The following is a 21510-nucleotide window of genomic DNA, read 5'->3' as shown; positions in this document are numbered from 1 at the left end:
TGAAGTGTCGGTTAATTTTACACTCGCGCCGGGCCCTATTCGGGGATGACCGCGCGACTGACAGAGGATAGAGCCGAGGGATGAGTACCGAAATTCAACCGATCATCCTGTGCGGCGGCGCGGGTACCCGCCTCTGGCCCGAATCGCGCGGTGATCGCGCCAAGCAGTTCCTGCCGCTGACCGGCTCCGAAAGCCTGTTCCGGCAGACCGTCGCCCGCACCCCAGCCGGGCCGCATTTCACGCCGCCGGTGATCCTGTGCGGGACAGGCCATGTCGCGACCGTGCGCGACCAGATGGGCGATCATGAGGCCGCGCTGCTCGTCGAACCGATGCCGCGCAACACCGCCGCCGCCATCGCGCTTGCGGTGGCGCGCGCCGACGCCGACAGCTTGCTGCTCGTCATGCCCAGCGACCATATCATCGCCGACGTTCCCGCGTTCCACGCCGCCATCGCCAAGGGCGCGCATCTGGCGCAGCAGGACTGGCTCGTCACCTTCGGCATCGCCCCGGACCGCCCCGAAACCGGCTTCGGCTATATCGCCAGCGGCGCCGCGCTCGGCGACGATGGTTTCGCGGTCGCCCGCTTCGTCGAAAAGCCGCCGCTGGCCGAGGCCGAACTTATGCTTGCCGAAGGAGGCTATAGCTGGAACGCGGGCATTTTCCTGTTTCGCGCCGGCCGCATGCGCGATGCGATGCTCACCCATTGCCGCGCGATCTTCGAAGCCGCCGACCGCGCCGTCGCTGCGGGCCGTTATGACGGCGACGCGCTCTATGCCGACGCCGACGCCTTCGCCGCCGCGCCCTCCGATTCGATCGACTATGCGGTGATGGAAAAGGACGACCGCGTCGCCGTCGTTCCCGTGGCGATGGGCTGGTCGGATCTCGGAAGCTGGCAGGCCGTCCACGCCCTCGCTGGCGGCAAGGATGCCGACGGCAACGCGGTCAGCGGCGACGCGTTCCTGCACGACAGCCACGGCAACCTTGTCCGCGCCGGCGGCAAGCGCGTGTCGCTCGTCGGGATGGAGGGCGTCGCGGTCATCGTCGACGGCGACGACATTCTCGTCATGCCGCTCGACCGCTCGCAAGACGTCCGCGCCGCCGCCAAGGCGCGCGGTTAGGGCGCGAGGCGCGCGCCATCCCCCTCCGCGGGCAGGATATCGACCTGCGCCGCCAATATCCGGTGGCGCATCGCGTCCCAATCGGCGAAGCGCCAGAAGGTCGGGCTGTCGCGTCCCACAATGCGCGGATTATCTGCCGATGGCCCGATGGCGCGGTCGTGGAACGCGATTTCGGTCAGCGTCTCGCAATCGAAGAAGATGCGCACCATCACGTCTTCAGCATAGTCGCCCGCGCTGCCCGTCACGACGCCCAGTTCGCCGCACGACAGCCGCACCAGCGTTCCGACCGGATAAATGCCTAGACTGTCGGCGAATTGTTCGAGCAGGCGGCTATCGAAATGCCCCTGCCACTGCTGCATTTCGGTCAGCGCCTCGCACGGCGTCCACGGGTCCTTATAGGGCCGGTTCGATGTCACTGCGTCATAAACGTCGCAGATGGCACCCATCCGCGCGAACAGCGACAGCGCCTCGCCCGACAGGCCGTCGGGATAGCCGGCGCCATCGACCTTCTCATGATGCCGCAGGCAGACTTCGAGCGCCGCCTCGGGAACATCCTTTGAATTGGCGAGCAATTGGTGACCGGCGGCCGGATGGCCGCGCACCGAATCGCGCTCAAGGGCCGACAGCGCGCCCGACTTGGTCAAAATGTCGTCCGAAATCGCAATCTTGCCGACATCGTGAAGCAGTCCGGCGACGCCCAGATCCTGCACGACGCGCTCATCGAGTTCCAGATGCCGCGCGAAATTCATCATCAGCGCGCACACCGCCACCGAATGGAGATAGGTATATTGGTCCTTTTCCTTCAGGCGGACGAGATTGATCAACGCCTTGGGATCGCGTTCGATCGAGGCGCCGATCGATTTGGCGAGCGGCACCATCCGCCGGGCCTCGACCGCGCGGCCCAGCCGGGCCGTCTCGAACATTTCGCTGACCGCTTCGCGCGACCGTTCGATGGCGCGGCGCGCGCGGCAGCATTCGGCGGCATAGCCCTTGCGCTGGCGCGGTTCGTCGCGCGGCGGCGGAGGCGGCGGCACCATGGGCTCGGGCCAGGCGATCGGCCGTGCCGCGGCGCGCGATGGCTGGGGACGCGCAGGAAGTTTCCCCGCGACCGACTCGGGCCACGGCGCGTCCGTCGCTTCATCGATGTCGCTGCGGCTCTTGTCGATGATCAGCGCGTCGATTGCGGAGGCGCGGATACGCAGCAATTGTTCCATCGTTTCGACGCGAAAATGCCGACGCCAAAATGGGTGATCGAACCACGAGCCTTCGAAGCCGTGGACGAACATCCCGATCTGAGCCTCTTCGGGCTTTATCCGAACCAACATAACGCGCGGTCCCAACAGGTCCTTGGCATCCCCCCGACGCCAACTTTCGTCGGTAGGAAGACTTTCTTAAAAGCGCGTATATGCGCTGCCCCGTTTCGGGACGGAAACTCAATCGCCCGCAAAATCGAAGGCGCTCACGCCGCGTTCGCCCTCGCGAAAGCGCAGCGGGCGACCGATCGGCGGCGCCGATCGCTGGACGCAGCCGGTCCGCGTGCAGCGACGACAACCAAGGCCGATCGGCGTCGCGGCGCTGCGCATCAGGTCCAGGCCGCGCGCGGCGATCAGCGGGGCCGCAACCTTGGCATCGACGCCCACGCACACCGCGAACCGCGCCGGCGTCCCGCCCCCCGTCGCGCCGGGTGCCGCCACGTTGCGGCTCTGCGTGAACCAGCGCGATCCGTCTTCCAGTTCGACGAGATCGGCGACCACCTCACCGGGGCGCGCGAACGCTTCGTGGACGCCCCACAAGGGACAGCGCGCATCGCCGTCGACGAGCGGCGACTGGCTCGCGCCGGCATAGCGCTTGCTCCCCTGCCCCGCGCGGTCGATGCGCAGCATGAAGAAGGGCAGCCCGCGCGCACCCACGCGCTGCAGCGTCGTCAAGCGATGCGCCACCTGCTCGAAGCTCGCCCCGAAGCGGCGCTGCAGCAACAGCAGATCGTAACCCGTCGCATCACAGGCGCGCAGGAAGCGGCCATAGGGCATCATCAGCGCGCTCGCGAAATATTGGATCAGGTGCCGCTCGAACAGCCGCGCCGCTGCCGCTTCGGCAAATTCCGCGCCGGCAATCAGCGCATCGATCTCGTCCTTCGCCTCGATCTGCGCCAGCGTCGCCGCCGCCTGAAAGGTCCGGCTTGCAGGGCGCAGCAGTTCGTTCAGCATCAATTGCCGCGCATGCCAGTCGAGCCAGCGGAGCCGGTCGGGCATGACATCGGCGGGCAGGATGCGGATGCCGAGCTGGTGGCGCGTGCGCAGCCGCTCCGAAATCGTGCCGTAAAGGTCGCCGCCCGCAAGGCGCAATTCATCGGCCAGTTCCTCGGCGCGGGCGTCGAGGTCGGGGAAATGGTTGCGCCATTTCTCGATGGCGCGGCGCACCGCGGCCACTTCGGGCGCGTCGCCGTCCACTTCCGCGCGCCCCTCCGGCGCTGCGTCGAACAGCCGTGCAAAGGCCGCGGCGGTCGCGGGAGCCGTCTGCAGCCATTCCTCGACCTCCTGCGCGCCGATGCCGAGATCGGCGAAGCGCGGATCGGCAAGCCGCCGCCGCAGGCCTGCAAGCCCGCCGGGCACGTCCTCGGCGCCCAATTTCGCGGCGTCGAAGCCGAAACGCTCGGCCAGGCGCACGATCACCGTCGCCGACAGGGGCCGCTGACCATGCTCGATCAGGTTGAGATAGCTCGGCGAAATATCGAGCGCCTCGGCCATCGCCGCCTGCGTCATCGCCGCTTCGCGCCGGACCTTGCGCACCGCCGGCCCCGCAAACACCCGCCGCTCCGTCATAATTGTAACTTTCTTTACTGATTTACACGCTAATTTACACCTGATGGCCATATTTCACAAATATTATTGACAAAGCTTTTCACTTTCGGCGGCACTTTCGCCACCATCCACCCATCACCTCTCACAAGGATATGACGATGGGTTATCAGGAAGACATGGCACAGGCTGGCCGCCTCATCCGCGACTATGACGGCACCTGGGACGGCATCAGCGGCGAGAGCGTCGCGCGCATGCGCGCCCAGAACAAGTTCCGCACCGGCCTCGACATCGCCCGCTACACCGCGCGGATCATGCGCGCCGATATGGCCGCCTATGACGCCGATCCCGCCAACTACACCCAGTCGCTCGGCTGCTGGCACGGCTTCATCGCGCAGCAGAAGATGATCTCGGTCAAGAAGCATTTCGGCACCACCAAGGGCCGCTACATCTATCTGTCGGGCTGGATGATCGCGGCGCTGCGCAGCGAATTCGGTCCGCTGCCCGACCAGTCGATGCACGAAAAGACCAGCGTCCCGGCGCTGATCGAGGAAATCTACACCTTCCTGCGTCAGGCCGACGCCCGCGAACTCGGCATGCTGTTCCGCGAGCTCGACGCCGCGCGCGCCGAGGGCGACGAACTCAAGGCCAAGCAGGTTCAGGCCGCAATCGACAATCATGAAACGCATGTCGTGCCGATCATTGCCGACATCGATGCCGGCTTCGGCAATGCCGAGGCGACCTACCTGCTCGCCAAGAAGATGATCGAAGCCGGCGCCTGCGCGCTGCAGATCGAAAATCAGGTTTCGGACGAAAAGCAGTGCGGTCACCAGGACGGCAAGGTCACCGTGCCGCACGAAGACTTTATCGCGAAGATCCGCGCCTGCCGCTACGCCTTCATGGAACTCGGCGTCGAGGATGGCATCATCGTGACGCGCACCGACAGTCTCGGCGCGGGCCTGACCAAGCAGATCGCCTTCTCGAAGGAACCGGGCGACCTTGGCGACCGCTATAACAGCTTCCTCGACTGCGAAGAGGTCGAAGGCGCGGGCAACCCCGGCGACGTCCTGATCAACCGCGACGGCAAGCTGATGCGCCCGAAGCGCCTGCCCTCGAACCTTTATCAGTTTCGCCCCGGAACCGGCGAGGATCGCTGCGTTATGGACTGCATCGCCAGCCTCCAGAACGGCGCCGACCTGCTGTGGATCGAAACCGAAAAGCCGCACATCGAACAGATCGCCGGCATGGTCGACCGCATCCGCGAAGTCGTGCCCAATGCGAAGCTCGCCTATAATAATTCGCCGAGCTTCAACTGGACGCTCAACTTCCGCCAGCAGGTGTTCGACAGCTGGCAGGCCGAAGGCAAGGACGTCAGCGCCTATGATCGCGCCAAGCTGATGAGCGCCGATTATGACGAGACGGAGCTGTCGATCGAGGCCGACAACCGCATCCGCACTTTCCAGCGCGACGCGGCGAAGCGGGCGGGCATCTTCCACCACCTCATCACGCTGCCGACCTATCACACCGCGGCGCTCAGCACCGACAATCTCGCCAAGGAATATTTCGGCGACGAAGCGATGCTCGGCTACGTCAAGGGCGTCCAGCGCAAGGAAATCCGCCAGGGCATCGCCTGCGTGAAGCATCAGAACATGTCGGGCAGCGACATCGGCGACGACCACAAGGAATATTTCGCGGGCGAAGCGGCTCTCAAGGCCGCGGGCAAGGACAATACGATGAACCAGTTCGCCGCCTGACCCAGTTTGGCGCGGGGGTTTTCGTTGCCCCCCGCGCCTTCCGAGCTTTCCTGGGGAGGAAAGCCTGCCCGCCGGACGTCGATCGATGTCCGGCGGGCATTTTTGTCTGGATACGGTGACTTACCCCATTGGCCTTGTATCCCGCCGATTTGCGTGCATTATGGGGGAAATAGAAAAATCCCTCTCTCCCAAAAACGGCATCTCCCCATGAACGATACCCGACTGAAACTGATGGAAGCCATCGCGCGCAAGCGAACCGTAACCGCGCGCTACAATGGCAATGTGATGCGCCTCGCGCCGCATCTGATGTTCGAACGCCACGGCGCGCTGTTCGTCAGCGCGCTCAACCTCGACAAGAATTGGCGTTCCGACGACGAGCGCCGGCTCGGCCATTTCAAGCTCGATGGACTGGCGCAGACCGAGCTGGTCGACGAAGGCTTCGACCCGCTCCCGGCCTTTGAGCCCGTGGCGCCAAAGGACGAAGACACGCTCGTCCTGTCGATCTGATCCGGTCCGCTGGCCGCTCCGGCATTTTCTGCCGGAGTGCACAAGCAGGCTGCAGTTCGGGCCGCCTCTACCCCCCGTTGGGGATAGAAGCGGCCCGCACGCTTCCTATGTCGACGCCGATGCGTCGCCGTCCTTCGTCTTGACGAGCGACCAGAGCACGCCGCCCGCGATCAACGCGACCGTGACGCCCAGGCTGATCAGCGGCGGGAATTTGGCCCCGCCGAGCAGGAAGTCGGCAACGAAGATCTTCGATCCGATGAAGACGAGCACCAGCGCCAGCGCATATTTCAGATAGTGGAAACGGTGCACCATGGCGGCGAGCGCGAAATAGAGCGCGCGCAGACCGAGGATCGCCATGATGTTCGACGTATAGACGATGAAGGTGTCGGTCGTGATCGCGAAGATCGCCGGCACGCTGTCGACCGCGAACACGAGGTCGGCCAGATTGATGACGACCAGCGCCAGGAACAGCGGCGTCGCGGCGAGCGCGAGCTTGCCGCTCTTCTTGTCGATCGTGCGGACGAAGAATTTCTCGCCGTGCAGATCGGGCGTGATCGGAATGTGCCGCGACAGCCAGCGGACGACGGGATTGCCCGCAACGTCCATCGGCTTGTCGCTCGCGAACAGCATCTTGACGCCGGTGAAGACCAGAAAGGCGGCGAAGACGTAGAGCAGCCATTCATATTCGGTAACCAGCGCCGCGCCGCCCGCGATCATGATCCCGCGCAGCACGATCACCGCGACGATGCCCCACAGCAGCGCGCGATACTGATAGCGCGCGGGGATGGCAAAAGTCGCGAAGATCAGCGAGATGACGAAGATATTGTCGATCGACAGCGCCTTCTCGATGAAGAAGCCCGTGTAATATTGCAGGCCGGCCTCGCCGCCCTTCTCCGCCCAGATCCAGGCGCCGAAGGCCAGCGCGATACCGATATAGAGCGCCGAGAGCTTCAGGCTCTCGCCGATCCCCATCTCCTTGTTTTCCTTGTGCAGGATGCCAAGGTCGAATGCGGTCAGCGCGACGACAAGGCCGATGAAGGCGGCCCAGAACCAGACCGGCGTACCGAGCCAGTCGGAAAACAGAAATTCCATATGCGTCCGTCCCAAAAGAAGGGACGCGCCGCTCGCAAGCGACGCGCCCATATCATGGATTATCGATGATTAGCGGCCGAAGGCCGGGCGCCGCGCGAGCATGGCAAGGCGATCCTTGACCGCCAGCTTCAGCTTCTTCAGCCGCAACAGGCGAAACGGATCGCCGCCACGCCGTCCGCGCTCGCGACGCACGGCGTCGTCGAGCTTGCGGTGCAGCACGGTCAATCGATAAATGTGGGTATTCATGGACATAAGGCGCCTCCTGATTGAGATTGCTCAAAACAGGTGACGCCGATGCCGGGCCCTTTGGTAGGGGGGAGGATGGGCCGCCAAGGCATCGGTGTCACCCGATGCGGTCCGACATCACGTGGCGGGAAATATCCCGCCGACGCCAGAGGGGCCCGGCCCGCACTTTTCAAATGTAGGATAGCGCCCCGCCGCTTGCAAGTCCTCCCGGGGACATTTGGGAGAACGCCTGCCGGCGACGGGACGCTACGCGTCGATCACTCGACGCGATTGAAATGCGTGGTTTCCAGCTTCTGACTATTGTCGCTCGACCAGACGATCGTTTCGGTCATCGATTTCAGATCCTTGGCGACGGTATAGACCCGCGTCGATACCCGGGTGCCTGCCTTGCCCAAAGTCATCACCAATGTGTCCGGTGCCGGCTGACGCAGGGCGACGGTGTCGATGAACCCCATATTGCCGGTGATCGGCACGGCGACGCCATCGAGCGCGGCGGTCGATTCCGAATATTTGACCGAGCCGTCGGGCGCGACGATTTCGACGCGCGTTGTCCATTTGCCGTCCTGCGCCGGCCGGAAGCTGATCGTCACTCGCCGGGGCCGTTCTTTTTCGGGCAACTGCGATGCGTCCAGCGACCAGCTTCCGACCAGCGGCAAGGAACGCGATGCCGTATCATGGGCGGCGTTCAAGGAACCCGGTTGGTCGGCGGACGGGGCGGCCGCAAACATCAATCCGGCGGCGGCCAAGGATATTGCAAAGAGCATGGCGATCAATCCTTTCGAACCGCGAACCCCGATGGTTGCGGTGTGCGCCAACGGCTCCACATCGGAGGGCGGTTTCGGAAGATCGATATTTTCGTCACAAGTTTTTTGGAGGTCGAGAAGGCGCGCCAATTCGCGGCTGCTGCCGACCCCCGTCTTGCGGCGGGCGGAGCGCAGGCGCTCATTGATCGAGGTTTCCGAACGCCCCAGGCGCGCCGCGATGGTCTTGACGGTATGCCCGGCGACCAACAGGCGCAAAACCTCCACTTCCCGGTCGGTAAGACGCGCAGACAAGCCGGGAAACGGGTCATTCGCAGACATGGATTTTGCTCACCACAGCGCCACCGACAGGTCCATCCCAATTTATTTGGGAAATGGCGCTATGGCCAGGCCGATCATGCCTGCGACCGAGCCGCCCGAATCAAGTCAGCGCGTCGGCCCCAATCCGCCGATCACCCCTTCGGCATCAGCTTCATCGCCATCGACGTCAGCGCCTCGGTCGCGGTCGAGATGACCGCGGGCGCGTCGGGCGCCCAGAAGGGCGAGTGAAGGCTGGGCAGGGTCCGCCCTTCCTTCTTCGCCGCATCGAGTTCGGCCTGCGGCACGCCGCCGACCCAGATGATCAGGCTCTTGATGTCCTTGTCATCGCGCGAGAAGCGGCCGAAATCCTCGCCGCCCATGACCGGCGGCATCTTGATGACGCGCTTGTCGCCAAAGCGCGTCGTCAGGAACGCCGCCATATCCTCGGTAAAATCGGGGGTGTTGAAGGTCGAGGGCGTGAATTCGTCCTTTTCGACGCTGACCACCGGCAATTTGTCGTCGGGGAGGCCTGCGGCGATCGCTTCGCCCTTGGCCACGCGCGCAATGCCGTCGAGCAGATGGTTGCGCACCTCGTCGGTATAGCTGCGAACCGTCAACTGCAGTCGCGCCTCGTCGGGGATGATATTATGCTTCGCGCCGGCATGGAAACTGCCGACGGTGACGACGGCGCTGTCGAGCGGGCTGATTTCACGCGACACGAGCGTTTGCAGCGCGGTGACGATCCGGCTCGCCAGCACGATCGGATCCTTGGTTGCCTGCGGATAGGCGCCATGACCGCCGACGCCCTTTACCAATATGTCGACGCTATCGACATTGGCGAGCGCATAGCCCGGCGTGTAGCCGATCGCTCCGGCCGGAAACTGCGCTGCGTCGTGGAAGGCGAGCGCATATTCCGGCTTCGGAAAGCGGGTATAGAGCCCATCCTCGAGCATCATCCGCGCGCCCGCGCCGCGCTCCTCGGCGGGTTGGCCGATCATCACCAGCGTTCCCGACCATTTATCCTTGTTCGCCGCCATCAGCCGCGCGGTGCCGATCCACGACGTCATGTGCGTATCGTGGCCGCACGCATGCATCACGCCGGTTTCGACGCCTTCCTTGGTGGTCACGCGAACCTTTGACGCACCGGGCAGGCCCGTCTGTTCGGTCACCGGCAATCCGTCCATGTCCGCGCGCACCAGCACCACCGGACCGGGGCCGTTCTTCATCACGGCGACGACGCCGGTTCCGCCAACCTTTTCGGTGACATCGAAGCCGAGCTTGCGCGCTTCGGTGGCGAGAATGCCGGCCGAGCGCACCTCCATGAAGCTGAGTTCGGGGTTGGCGTGCAGATCCTTGTAGATCGCCATCAACGAGGGCATCTGCTGCTGCACCTGATCGCCCAGCGATTGCGCCGCCGCCGGCATCGTCAGCGCCAGTGCCGCAACGCCCGTCCACAAAATCCGCATAAATCCCCCTTTGTCCGTCAATCTCGCCCGTCAAATTTTTCCGTCAGTTTGCGGGAACCATCTCGATCACATCGAGCAAGGATTCATAGGCCGGCGCCGGCAGCACCAGCCGCCAGCGATTGTCGCCGATCCGTTCGACCAGCCCCGCCATATCGCGCATGCGGTCAGTACCATAATCGATGGCCAGCCGTTCGTCGCCAAGCTGCAGCGTGCCCAGAAAGACCTGCCGGTTCAGGCTGTCGGGAAAGATCAGGCCCACGGGGCGCTGCGATCCGGTCAGCTTGACGAAGCTCGCGATGCCCTGCTCGTCGGCGATGCGGCACCGGAACCAGTCATAAGCGATATAGGCGAGCGTGCTGCGCCCCTGCGTACCGAGCTTGATCGTCCGGCACCGGTAATCGCCGGCGGGAATGTGCGGATTGGGCAGCGCCGCCATCGGCTCGAGCAAAACGCCCTCGCGCTCGATTTCGGCGCCGTAGCCTTTCGCGCGCGCATCGGTCAGCGCCGCCTGCCAGCTCTTGTACCAGCTGCGTATGCGTTCCTTGTCCTGATCGGTCGCCGTCGCGCGCCACGTTCCTGCGGACGCAGGGGCGTCGGCCGCCGAAGGCGGCACGGCGGGCACGGTCTGGCAGGCGCCAAGGGTCAACCCCAGCGCCAGGGTGGAAACAAGCGTAGTGCGACCCCGCATTCTCCGTCTCTCCTGATCGGCTTTGGTTAACCCTTAGGAGGCGACGGACGAATGCTCAAGGGCGGGACGCGCGCAAGCGCCCTCAGGCGGCGGTCCAGCCGCCATCGACGCTCAGATTGGCGCCAGTGATGTTCGCGGCCTCGTCGCGGGTCAGGAAGGCGGCGATCGCGGCCACTTGCTCGACCGTCACGAACTGCTTGGTCGGCTGACCAGCGAGTAGCACGTCGTTGATGACCTGCTCGCGCGTCATGTGCCGCGCCTTCATCGTATCGGGGATCTGGTTCTCGACGAGCGGCGTCCAGACATAGCCCGGGCTGATGCAATTGACGGTGATGCCGGCTTCGGCAACTTCCAGCGCAACCGTCTTGGTCAGGCCCGCAAGGCCGTGCTTCGCGGTGACATAGGCCGATTTGAACGGCGAGGCGACGAGCGAGTGCGCCGATGCGGTCCCGATGATCCGCCCCCATCCTTTCTTGCGCATCCCCGGAACCGCATGGCGGATGGTGTGGAAAGCCGCGGTCAGGTTGAGCGCGATGATCATGTCCCATTTTTCGACCGGGAAATCCTCGACCGGCGCGACATATTGCATGCCCGCATTGTTCACGAGGATGTCGACGCCGCCCATGTCCTTGTCGGCGCGCTTGAACATCGCTTCGATCTCGTCGGGCTTGGTCAGGTCGGCACCATCATAGGCGGCCTTGCCGCCGTTCAGCACCTGCAGCGCCGCGCGTTCGGCTTCGATCGCCGCCTCTTCGCCGAAGCCGTTGATGATGATGTTCGCGCCCTCGGCGGCGAGCGCCTTGGCAATGCCGAGGCCGATGCCCGACGTCGATCCAGTGACGAGAGCCGTCTTGCCTTGCAGTCGCATAAATGATCCTTTCTTCGGGGGGAGATAATGATGGCGGTCAGCCGGCCTTGGGCCGCAGCAGGTCGGCCTGCACCGCGAAACTGTCCGATCGCCCTTCGGCGATGCTTTCGGCAAGAAGATGCCCGTCCTTCATCGCCGCTTCGACCGCGGCGCGGCCGAGCGCCCAATTGGCCTCCATCGTCGAGCGCGAGAATTCGAAATCGCGCGCACCGGTTTGCCAGGCGGGCGGTTGATGAATGAGCTGCACGACGTTCAGCGCCTTGCAATCGACCATCTTCTGGACCGCCTTGACCTCGGGCAGATCGCGCGCCTCGGGCGGCAGCTTCGCCAGCATCCGATCGATCAACGCATGCTCCTTGCGCCGCCGTACCAGACCGTCGGAAATGCGCCGCGTACGGCTCGAATAGCGGATATCCTTTTCGCGCGACCAGGCCTCTTCCAGATCGTGCGGACGATCGCCGCGCGCCGGGAAAAGATCGACCTGAAAGACGAGCATATCCTCGTGCGCCGCCTCGACCACATGCTCGAGCGGCGTGTTCGACACCAGCCCGCCATCCCAATACCAATGCCCGTCGATCTCGATCGGCGGCAGTCCCGGCGGCAAGGCACCCGACGCCATGATATGCCGCGCGTCGATCCGGTCGGTGCGGGTATCGAAATAGCGGAAATTGCCCGTCTCGACCGCGACCGCGCCGACCGAAAGCCGGACATTGCCCGTGTTGAGCCGATCCCAGTCGATCAGCCGGTCGAGCGTCGCGATCAGCGGCGTCGTGTCATAATAGCTCACCGCGGCTGGCGTTTGCCGTTCGGCGAAAAGCGGCGGCGGGATGCGCGGAACGAAAAATCCCGGCACCCCGAAACTCGCGACCTGCGCGGCAGCGCCCAGATGCACCCATTCGCGCACCGCATCATTGTCGACCACCGGTAGCGAGGGCAGCGCCGACGACACGCCCTCCCAAAAGGCGCGCATCTTTCCGACCGCCTCGTCGCGCGGATTGCCCGCGATGATGGCGGCGTTGATCGCGCCGATCGAAATGCCCGCGACCCAATCGAGTTCGATCCCCAGATCGATCAGCGCTTCGTAAACGCCCGCCTGAAAGGCGCCAAGCGCACCGCCCCCCTGCAGGACAAGCACCACAAGGTCGGGAAGCGGCAGGGCGGCTCGGGCAGCGCGGCGAGGCATGGACTCGGAAACGATCCTCTTCTGGGTCGGCACCCGCGTCTTTTGTGCGCCGCAACAGCGAACAATGCAAGGGTGCTGTGCAGCGCGAATCCCCTTCCAATTGCGGGGTGCTGCTGCCACAACCGTTTTACGACAAGGCTTTGACGGCGGAGACAGGCATGCGCCTCGACGATTATGATCCCGGCGACGACATTCGCGATCTCGGTCGCGGCGGAGGCGGATTCGGCGGCGGGGGCGGCGGCATGGGCGGATTGCTCGTCGGCCTGCTGCCGATGCTGCTCGGACGCAAGATGGGCTGCGGGACCATCCTGCTGCTCGGCGTGCTCGCCTTCGTCTTTCTCGGTCCCGGCGCCAGCCTGCTCAGCACCGGGGGCGGAAGCGCCGACCCGATGGCACAAAGCCGCGGCGCACCGCAGGGGGTTGCCTGCGACACGGCGGCGGAGAAATTCGCCTGCAACGTCTTCGGCTCGACGCATCAGGTCTGGGGGCAGCTTGTCGACGGCTATCGCAAGCCGACGCTCAATTTCTTCACCGACGAAAACCGGTCGGGCTGCGGCGCTGCACAGGCCGCGATGGGCCCGTTCTACTGCCCCGCCGATCAAGGGGTCTACCTCGACACCAACTTCTTCAACGAACTGGCGAGCCGCTTCGGCGCCGCCGGCGATGCGGCGCAGGCCTATGTCGTCGCGCACGAGGTCGGTCACCACATCCAGACGCTGACCGGCATTTCGGACAAGGTTCGCCAGATGCAGGCGCGATCGTCGCAGGCCGAGGGCAATGCACTGCAGGTTCGCATGGAGCTGCAGGCCGACTGCTACGCCGGCGTTTGGGCCAATCGCGCGCGGACGAAGGACGGTCAGCCGGTGATGGAACCCGGCGATATGGAAGAAGCGATGCGCGCCGCCAACGCGATCGGCGACGATACGCTGATGCGCTCGGCCGGGCAGCGTCCCGTTCCTGAAAGTTTCACCCACGGCACGAGCGAACAGCGCATGAGCTGGCTGCGCCGCGGCCTGGAAACCGGAGATCCGCGCCAGTGCGACACTTTCAACGCTTCGCGCTGATCGCCGCGCTGGCGGCGGTATCCGCGCCCGCTTCGGCGGCAAGCATCTATGTAAAGGCCGGGCGCCTGATCGACGGGCTGACCGACACCGTTCGCACCGGCCAGTGCATCACCATCGCCGACGAGCATATCGTCGCGGTCGCGCCGTGCGGCAAGGCGCCCGACGGCGCACAGGTAGTCGACTGGTCGGCCTATACCGTGCTGCCCGGGCTGATCGACCTGCACACGCACCTCGCCGATCTGGGGCAGAGCGCCGATCTTGCCGCACCGATGAAGGCCTCGCCCGCCGAAACAGCGCTCGTCGGCGCGCGCAACGCACGCGTGACGCTCGACGCCGGCTTCACCAGCGTGCGCGACGTCGGCACCTATCGCGGGCTGACCGATGTCGCACTCCGCAATGCGATCGACCGCGGCGATGTACCGGGGCCGCGCATGTGGGTCGCGGGCGCCTATATCACCATCCCCGGCGGCGGCGGCGAACTCAACGGCGTGGTCCCCAATGACCAGCTCCCGCCCGATATGCGGCTGGGGGTCGCCGCGACGCCCGAAGAGGCCGCGGCCAAGACCGCCTTTCTGCTCGATCATGGCGCCGATTTCATCAAGACGATTGCGACCGGCGCGGTGCTGGCGATCGGCACCGAACCCGGTGCACCCGAACTCACCGAGGATCAGCTTCGCGCCGTCGTGACGGTTGCCCACGCGCGCGGCAAGCGCGTCACGGCTCACGCGCATGGCGCCGAAGGGATCAAGAATGCGATCCGTGCCGGGGTCGACAGCATCGAGCATGCAAGCCTCGCCGACGAAGAGGCGCTGCAGATGGCGAAGGCGCACGGCACCTGGCTCGCGATGGACATCTACAACGGCGATTACATTAACGACATCGGGACGAAAGAGGGTTGGCCCGAGGAATATCTGCGCAAGAATCGCGAAACCACCGACACGCAGCGCGCGGCGTTCAGGCGGGCCGTCGAATTGGGGATCAAGATCGGCTTCGCGACCGACGCGGGGGTCTATCCGCACGGGCTCAACGCGCGGCAATTCGCCTATATGGTCCGTTATGGCATGACGCCGATGCAGGCGATCCAGGCCGCGACCGGCCGCGCTTCGGAAGAAATGGGCCGTAGCGATGTCGGCGCGGTGGCACCGGGCCGCTATGGCGACCTGATCGCGGTGAAGGCCGATCCGCTGACCGATATCCGCGTCCTCGAACGGATCGATCATGTGATGAAAGGCGGGACGATCATCCGCTGACGCGGCGCGCGCCGTCGCCGAGCGCCGAGCCCGGTTGTCACGGCGCGGACGCCTCGTTAGGGGCTGCGCAGTGGACAACAGCATCGAAATCGGAATCGACGGCGCGCAGCGGCCCGTTCATGTCAATGTCCAGGAATTGCTGGCGACGCGCCTGTTGGTCCAGGGCAATTCAGGATCGGGCAAATCGCACCTGCTCCGCCGCCTGCTCGAAGAAAGCGCAGGACTCGTCCAGCAGATCGTGATCGATCCCGAGGGCGATTTCGTCACCCTCGCCGACCAATATTCGCACATCGTCGTCAACGCAGGCGATTATAGCGAGGCCGAAATCGCGGCGATGGGCGCGCGCATCCGCGAACATCGCGCCTCGGTCGTCCTCAGCCTCGACACGCTGGAGATCGAGGCGCAGATGAGCTGCGTCGCGGTCTTCCTGAACGCCCTGTTCGATGCGCCGCGCGCGCACTGGTTCCCGGCGCTCGTCGTCGTCGACGAAGCCCAGATGTTCGCACCGAGCGCGGCGGGCGAAGTGTCCGACGCGGTTCGGCGCGCCTCGCTGTCGGCGATGACCAATTTGATGTGCCGCGGCCGCAAGCGCGGCCTCGCCGGCGCCATCGCGACGCAGCGGCTCGCAAAGCTCGCCAAGAATGTCGCCGCGGAGGCGAGCAATTTCCTGATGGGGCGCACCTTCCTCGACATCGACATGGCGCGCGCCGCCGACCTGCTCGGCATGGAGCGCCGCCAGGCCGAGCAGATACGCGACCTCGACCGCGGCTGCTTCCTCGGCCTTGGTCCCGCGATCACGCGGCGGCCCGTATCGATCCGTATCGGCTCGACCCGTACCGCGACGCGCGCGGGCACGCACAGCCTGTTGCCGCTGCCAAGCGCCGAGCCGGCCGATATGCAGACGATGCTCTTCGCCAATCTCGACTCCCAACCCGCGCCGCATCCCGCCCCGGCCCCACGCCCGGTCGCGGCGCAGGAGTTGATGGAGCGCTTCGTCGTCCCCGCCGAAGACGCCACGTCGCCCATCGACGACGGCCCGCCGTCGGAGCCAGCACCGGCGATCGATCCCGAACCCGTGGTCATCGCGGCGCTGCGCGACATGCTCGCCGACCCGGCGTGCGGTTTCCATGCCGAATCCTTTCTCTATCAGGATTTTTCGGTGCGCTGCCGGATGCAGAAGCTGCGGCAGGTGCCGCTCGACCTTGCGCAGTTCCGGCGCCGCTTCGCACTCGCCAAGGCGGGCATCTTCGATCCCGCCGAGCCGCAATGGCACGACCTGCTCGACGCGGCGGCGCGCCTGCCCGACGACATGCTCGCGCCCTTCCTGCTGATCGGGCGCGCCGCGATGGAGGGATCGCCCTGCCCCGACGACGATGCGCTCGGCGCCGCCTATGGCACGCGCTCGCCGGGCCGGGTCCGCCGCCTCGTCGAATATATGGAGCGGCAGGGCGCGGTGGTGGTGCGGTCGGATTTCGGCGGACGCCGGTCGATCGGCATCCCGGCGCTGGGACTCAGCACCGAGGCCGAGTGATCGGCCGCCCGCGCTCTCACGCTTGATGGTTGCGGCGGCGCGGTGCATCGGCATAAGCGGCGCGAAGCAAAGAGAGGATTGGACCAGCGACGATGCAGCTCAGCCCCTATGACAGCGAGCATTTTCCCGAGATTCGTGAGGGCGTGCGGCGGCTGTGCGCCGAGTTTCCGGGCGAATATTGGCGCGAACTCGACGTAAGGCGCGAATATCCCACCGCATTCGTCAAGGCGCTGACCGACGCGGGCTATCTCTCGGTGCTGATCCCCGAAGAATATGGCGGATCGGGGCTCGGCCTGTCGGCGGCGGCGGCGATCCTCGAGACGATTCAGGCCGAAGGCTGCAACGGCGGCGCCTGCCACGCGCAGATGTACATCATGGGTTCGATCCTGCGCCACGGGTCGGAAGAACAGAAGCAAGCCTATCTGCCCAAAATTGCAACCGGCGAGTTGCGTCTCCAAGCCTTCGGCGTCACCGAGCCGACGAGCGGCACCGACACGACCGCGCTGCGCACCGTCGCGGTGCGCGATGGCGACGATTATGTCGTGAACGGCCAGAAAATCTGGACCAGCCGCGCCGAGCATAGCGACCTGATGCTGCTGCTCGCGCGCACGACGCCGAAAGATCAGGCGGCGAAAAAGACCGACGGCCTTTCGACCTTCATCGTCGATATGAAAAAGGCGCTGGCCGACGGGTCGCTCACCATCCGCCCGATCCGCACGATGATGAATCATGCGACGACCGAGGTCTTCTTCGACAATATGCGCATTCCGGCCGCCAACCTGTTGGGCGAGGAAGGAAAAGGCTTCCGTTACATCCTCTCGGGCATGAACGCCGAACGGACGTTGATCGCCGCCGAATGTGTCGGCGACGCCAAATGGTTCATCCGGAAGTCCGCCGACTATGCGAACGAACGCCATGTTTTCGGCCGCGCGATCGGCCAGAACCAGGGCATCTCCTTCCCGATCGCGCGCGCCTATGCCAATATGCGCGCCGCCGAATTGATGGTTCACGAAGCCGCGCGGCTTTATGAAGCGGGGCAGCCCAACGGCGCCGAGGCCAATATGGCAAAGATGCTCGCTGCCGACGCGTCGGTCGAAGCCGGCAATGTCTGCATCCAGACCCACGGCGGTTTCGGCTTTGCCGAGGAATATGACGTCGAGCGCAAGTTCCGCGAGACGCGCCTCTATCAGGTCGCGCCGATCTCGACGAACCTCATCCTCTCCTTCCTCGCCGAGCATGTCCTCGGCATGCCGCGGTCCTATTGATGGCCGATACCCCGCCCTTCCTTCCGCGCCCGGTGCGCCGGATGGGTCTGGGGGTGGCGGGCGATGCCGACATCGAGCGCATGATCGCGGTCGAGATGCCGGTCTCGATCGAGGTTCAGGGGCTCGCCTATGCCGTGATGATGGCGACGCCCGCCGATCTCGAAGATTTCGGCGTCGGCTTCGCACTGGCCGAGGGGTTCGTTGATACGGCAGCGCAGATCGACCGGATCGACGCGCAGCTGGTTCCCGGCGGCCATGCGCTGCGGCTCTGGCTTTCCCCCGCTTGCGCTGCGCGCGCGCTCGACCGCGCCCGGACGCGCGTGAGCGAGAGCAGTTGCGGCCTGTGCGGCCTCGAAAATATCGACGCGGTGCTGCGCCCGCTGCCACCCGTGACCGCGCGCGTCACCGTGCCGCGCGCGGCGATCGCGCGCGCGCTTGCGGCGCTCCCCGAGCGGCAACCGCTCGGGCGTGCGACCGGCGCCGCCCACGCCGCCGCTTTCTGCGACCCCGATGGCGAAATTTTGCTCGTTCGCGAAGACGTCGGACGGCACACTGCCCTTGACAAGCTTGTCGGTGCGCTCGCGCGCGGCGCTACCGATCCGGCGGGCGGCTTCATCCTGCTGTCGGCGCGCTGCAGCTACGAACTGGTCGAAAAGACGGTACGCGCGGGCTGCCCGATGCTCGTCACCATCTCGGCGCCCACCAGCCTTGCCGCCGAGCGCGCCGCATCGGCCGGGCTGACGCTCGTCTCGCTGGCGCGCGCCGACAATGCCCTTATCCTCTGCGACGCGCAGGGCATGATCGCATGAGGCTGCTCGGCGCGGTACTCGCCGGCGGGCAGTCGCGCCGCTTCGGCTCGGACAAGGCGCAGGCGCTCTTGGGCGGCACGACGCTCCTCGATCATGCCGTCGCGGCGCTGAACCCCCAATGCGACCGGATCGTCATCGTCGGGCGCGAAAACGGGCCCGTCGCCGCGATACCCGACCGGCCGCAGCCCGGCCTCGGCCCGCTCGGCGGCATCGCCGGGGCGCTTGCCTATGCCGCGCGCGAAGGCTTCGATGCGGTGCTGACGGTGCCGGTCGACTGTGTTCGGCTACCCGCAAATCTGCACGATCTGCTTGCCCCGCCGCCGGCATCTCTCGCCGCGCAGCCGGTTATCGGTCTGTGGCCGGTGCAGGCGCTTCCGCTGCTCGACGCGCTCCTCGGCGAAGAGGACGACCGGTCGGTGCGCAGCTTCGCCCGCCGCATCGGTGCGCGTGCGGTCGAGAGCGATGTCGACCTGCCGAACATCAACCACCCGTCCGATCTCGATCGCTTTGCTTAGATACTGACCACCCGCACGGGGATCGACTTTGCCGCCGGGCAGCCGCTGATCGGGTCATAATAGACGAGCGGCAGCAGCGGGTTGAGTTCGGGATAATAGCCCGCGATGGAACCTGCCGGCATCGGATAGTCGATCGCGGTCAGCCCCTCGACCCGCCGCACGATGCCGTCAGTGCTGATCGTTTCCAGCGTGATCTTCGCGCCTTCGGCCAAGCCGTGCGCCGCCATGTCCTCGGCATTCATGAACACCACCATCCGGTCGTTGTACACGCCGCGATAGCGATCATTATAGCTATAGATCGTCGTGTTGAACTGATCGTGCGATCGCACCGTCGCGAGCCGCAACATGCCGGGATCATCGACCGGCGCATCGACGTGCAGTCCGGGCAGCGGCAGGAAATTGGCTTTCCCGTTCGGGGTCAGCCACGCGCGGCGCCGCGGCGCGATGTCGAGATGAAAGCCTTTGGGCGCCTTGATACGCTCCCCGAAATCGGCGTAGATGGCGGGATAGACGTCGGCGATCCGGTCGCGGATGCGGGCATAGTCGTCGATATAGCTCGCCCAATCGACCTTGCTGTCGGGCAAGGCCGACATCGCCATGCGGCAGACGATCTCGACCTCCGGCAACAGATGCGCGCTCGCCGGATCGAGCACCCCGCGCGAGGCGGTGACGTTCGACATCGAATCCTCGATCGTGACGAATTGCTCGCCCGCCGCGGTTTCGATGCGTTCGGATCGCGCGATGACCGGCAGGATGAGCGCATCCTTGCCATGCACGAGATGCCCGCGGTTAAGCTTGGTCGCGATGCCGACGGTCAGATCGAGCTTGCGCATCGCATCATAGGCGCGGTCGGTATCGGGCACCGCGCGCACGAAATTGCCGCCCAGCCCGATAAAGACCTTCGCCGTCCCCGCCATCATCGCCTCGACCGATTCGACGGTGTGATGGCCGTGCGCGCGCGGCGGCTCGAAGCCGAAGACATCGCGCACGCGATCGAGATAAGCCTCGGTCGGCTTTTCGTCGATGCCGACGGTGCGATCGCCCTGCACGTTCGAATGACCGCGGATCGGGGAGATGCCGGCGCCGGGCTTGCCGTAATTGCCCTTGAGCAGCAGCAGCGCCGCAACTTGCTGGAGCAGCCGCGATCCCAGTTGATGCTGGGTCAGCCCCATGCCGTAACAGATGATCGTGGCGTTGGAGCGGATGTAGACCTCGGCGCAGCGGCGGATCTGCTCTTCCGAAATGCCCGACACCGCGACCATCTCGCCCCAGTCCTGCGCCATGATGTCGTCGCGCAGTTCCTCGAAACCTTCGGTATGCTCGGCGATGAAATCATGGTCGAAGACCGTTTCGCCCGCGGCTTCGCGCTCGAACATCGTGCGCATCATGCCCTTGATCAGCGCAAGATCGCCGCCGATCTTCACATGCACGAATTCGCTGGCGATCGGCGTCGAGCCGAAGGTCGCCATCTGCGCGATGTCCTGCGGCTCGGTGAAGCGGATCAGCGCGCGTTCGGGCATCGGATTGACCGCGACGATCGGAACCCCGCGCCGCCGCGCTTCGACGAGGCAGGTCATCATGCGCGGCGCGTTGGTGCCGGGGTTCTGGCCAATCACGAAGATGGCCTCGGCATGGTCGAAATCGTCGAGGATCACCGTCCCTTTGCCCACCCCGATCGCAGGCGGCAGGCCGCGGCTCGTCGGTTCATGGCACATGTTCGAACAATCGGGAAAATTGTTGGTGCCGAACTCGCGCACGAAGATCGAATAGAGGAAAGCGGCCTCGTTCGGAGTGCGGCCGGAGGTGTAGAATTCGGCCTGGTCGGGATCGTCGAGCGCGCGCAGGTGCCGGCCGATCAGCGCAAAGGCGTCGTCCCAGCTCACCGGCACATAATGGTCGGTCGCGGCGTCATAGCGCATCGGCTCGGTGAGCCGCCCCTGCATCTCGAGCCAATAGTCCGACTGCGCCATGAGCTCGGTGACACTGTGCGCCGCAAAGAAGTCGCGCGTTACCCGGAATTTCGTCGCCTCATGCGCGAGCGCCTTGGCGCCATTTTCACAGAATTCCAGCTTCTTGGTGCAGCTCGCATCGGGAAAGGCGCAGCTCGGACATTTGAAACCGCCCGGTTGGTTCATCGACAGCAGCGCGCGCGATCCCTTGGTAACGACGCTTTGTTCGAGCAGCACTTTTGCGGTGGCCGCGGCGGCGCCCCATCCGCCCGCGGGCTGCTTGTAAGGGGTGTAGCGGGGCTTGCCTTCGGCCATGGTCGTATCCCGAGCGATTGGACGCGCACTA

At 65.3% G+C, this 21510-nt stretch carries 19 protein-coding genes and 1 pseudogene; 9 read left to right on the top strand and 11 right to left on the bottom strand.

Annotated elements, in window-relative coordinates:
• Positions 1-80: 80 nt before the first annotated feature.
• The gene (locus STE01S_RS08450; protein ID WP_062766876.1) at positions 81-1118 is read left to right on the top strand and encodes a mannose-1-phosphate guanylyltransferase; all 1038 of its coding nucleotides are present in this window, start codon (positions 81-83) and stop codon (positions 1116-1118) included.
• Here STE01S_RS08450 and STE01S_RS08445 read toward each other — a convergent pair.
• Both STE01S_RS08445 and STE01S_RS08440 read right to left on the bottom strand, forming a co-directional pair.
• On the bottom strand, positions 1115-2443 hold the full coding sequence (locus STE01S_RS08445) for an HD-GYP domain-containing protein (RefSeq protein ID WP_082813268.1): 1329 nt from the start codon (positions 2441-2443) through the stop codon (positions 1115-1117). The two genes, STE01S_RS08450 and STE01S_RS08445, sit on opposite strands and share 4 nt — an antisense overlap.
• Before the next feature lie 108 nt (positions 2444-2551).
• On the bottom strand, positions 2552-3940 hold the full coding sequence (locus STE01S_RS08440; RefSeq protein WP_062766871.1) for a helix-turn-helix domain-containing protein: 1389 nt from the start codon (positions 3938-3940) through the stop codon (positions 2552-2554).
• 137 nt (positions 3941-4077) lie between these two features.
• Here STE01S_RS08440 and STE01S_RS08435 point away from each other — a divergent pair, with 137 nt between their 5' ends.
• Both STE01S_RS08435 and STE01S_RS08430 read left to right on the top strand, forming a co-directional pair.
• Positions 4078-5670 carry an isocitrate lyase gene (locus STE01S_RS08435; protein ID WP_062766944.1) on the top strand — a complete coding sequence of 531 codons (1593 nt, stop codon included), beginning with the start codon at positions 4078-4080 and terminating at the stop codon, positions 5668-5670.
• 207 nt (positions 5671-5877) lie between these two features.
• Positions 5878-6177: a WYL domain-containing protein gene (locus STE01S_RS08430; protein ID WP_003044268.1), complete on the top strand. Its 300-nt coding sequence runs from the start codon at positions 5878-5880 to the stop codon at positions 6175-6177.
• Positions 6178-6282: 105 nt separating this feature from the next.
• Here STE01S_RS08430 and STE01S_RS08425 read toward each other — a convergent pair whose 3' ends face one another.
• From STE01S_RS08425 to STE01S_RS08400, 8 genes and pseudogenes are all read right to left on the bottom strand, one after another.
• Positions 6283-7269, bottom strand: a complete 987-nt coding sequence (locus STE01S_RS08425; protein WP_062766869.1) for a TerC family protein — start codon at positions 7267-7269, stop codon at positions 6283-6285.
• A 69-nt stretch (positions 7270-7338) separates the two neighbouring features.
• Positions 7339-7515 (bottom strand): DUF465 domain-containing protein, encoded by a 177-nt coding sequence (locus STE01S_RS19590; RefSeq protein ID WP_003044272.1) that lies wholly within the window; start codon positions 7513-7515, stop codon positions 7339-7341.
• 257 nt (positions 7516-7772) lie between these two features.
• Positions 7773-8204 (bottom strand): hypothetical protein, encoded by a 432-nt coding sequence (locus STE01S_RS20785; RefSeq protein WP_231292900.1) that lies wholly within the window; start codon positions 8202-8204, stop codon positions 7773-7775.
• A 252-nt stretch (positions 8205-8456) separates the two neighbouring features.
• Positions 8457-8597: pseudogene (locus STE01S_RS20780) on the bottom strand (LuxR C-terminal-related transcriptional regulator); the annotation flags it as partial.
• A gap of 131 nt (positions 8598-8728) precedes the next feature.
• The gene (locus STE01S_RS08415; RefSeq protein ID WP_062766867.1) at positions 8729-10042 is read right to left on the bottom strand and encodes an amidohydrolase; all 1314 of its coding nucleotides are present in this window, start codon (positions 10040-10042) and stop codon (positions 8729-8731) included.
• Positions 10043-10085: 43 nt separating this feature from the next.
• Entirely contained in the window at positions 10086-10730 is a 645-nt protein-coding gene (locus STE01S_RS08410) for a DUF4893 domain-containing protein (RefSeq protein ID WP_062766864.1), read from the bottom strand.
• A gap of 82 nt (positions 10731-10812) precedes the next feature.
• Entirely contained in the window at positions 10813-11598 is a 786-nt protein-coding gene (locus STE01S_RS08405; RefSeq protein ID WP_003044284.1) for a 3-hydroxybutyrate dehydrogenase, read from the bottom strand.
• 37 nt (positions 11599-11635) lie between these two features.
• Positions 11636-12781 carry a patatin-like phospholipase family protein gene (locus STE01S_RS08400; RefSeq protein WP_062766861.1) on the bottom strand — a complete coding sequence of 382 codons (1146 nt, stop codon included), beginning with the start codon at positions 12779-12781 and terminating at the stop codon, positions 11636-11638.
• Positions 12782-12939: 158 nt separating this feature from the next.
• Between STE01S_RS08400 and ypfJ the strand changes: the two genes are divergently transcribed.
• The 6 genes from ypfJ to mobA all read left to right on the top strand — a co-directional run bounded on the left by ypfJ (position 12940) and on the right by mobA (position 19215).
• A complete protein-coding gene (ypfJ, locus tag STE01S_RS08395; RefSeq protein WP_003044292.1) occupies positions 12940-13845 on the top strand; it encodes a KPN_02809 family neutral zinc metallopeptidase in 906 nt (301 codons plus the stop codon).
• Entirely contained in the window at positions 13818-15095 is a 1278-nt protein-coding gene (locus STE01S_RS08390; protein ID WP_062766859.1) for a Xaa-Pro dipeptidase, read from the top strand. Before ypfJ ends, STE01S_RS08390 begins: the two co-directional genes overlap by 28 nt.
• A gap of 70 nt (positions 15096-15165) precedes the next feature.
• On the top strand, positions 15166-16626 hold the full coding sequence (locus STE01S_RS08385; RefSeq protein ID WP_062766855.1) for a helicase HerA domain-containing protein: 1461 nt from the start codon (positions 15166-15168) through the stop codon (positions 16624-16626).
• A 92-nt stretch (positions 16627-16718) separates the two neighbouring features.
• Entirely contained in the window at positions 16719-17891 is a 1173-nt protein-coding gene (locus STE01S_RS08380; protein WP_062766852.1) for an acyl-CoA dehydrogenase family protein, read from the top strand.
• Positions 17891-18700: a formate dehydrogenase accessory sulfurtransferase FdhD gene (gene fdhD / locus STE01S_RS08375; RefSeq protein ID WP_062766849.1), complete on the top strand. Its 810-nt coding sequence runs from the start codon at positions 17891-17893 to the stop codon at positions 18698-18700. The genes STE01S_RS08380 and fdhD overlap by 1 nt, the downstream gene beginning before the upstream one ends.
• A complete protein-coding gene (gene mobA, locus STE01S_RS08370; protein WP_062766846.1) occupies positions 18697-19215 on the top strand; it encodes a molybdenum cofactor guanylyltransferase in 519 nt (172 codons plus the stop codon). Before fdhD ends, mobA begins: the two co-directional genes overlap by 4 nt.
• Here the strand turns inward: mobA and STE01S_RS08365 are convergent.
• Positions 19212-21479, bottom strand: coding sequence for an FdhF/YdeP family oxidoreductase (locus tag STE01S_RS08365; RefSeq protein WP_062766843.1), 2268 nt, complete (start codon positions 21477-21479; stop codon positions 19212-19214). The genes mobA and STE01S_RS08365 overlap by 4 nt on opposite strands.
• Positions 21480-21510: the final 31 nt, after the last annotated feature.

Source organism: Sphingopyxis terrae subsp. terrae NBRC 15098, assembly GCF_001598815.1.
Lineage (GTDB): Bacteria > Pseudomonadota > Alphaproteobacteria > Sphingomonadales > Sphingomonadaceae > Sphingopyxis > Sphingopyxis terrae.
This window is presented reverse-complemented; position numbering and strand designations above follow the sequence as displayed.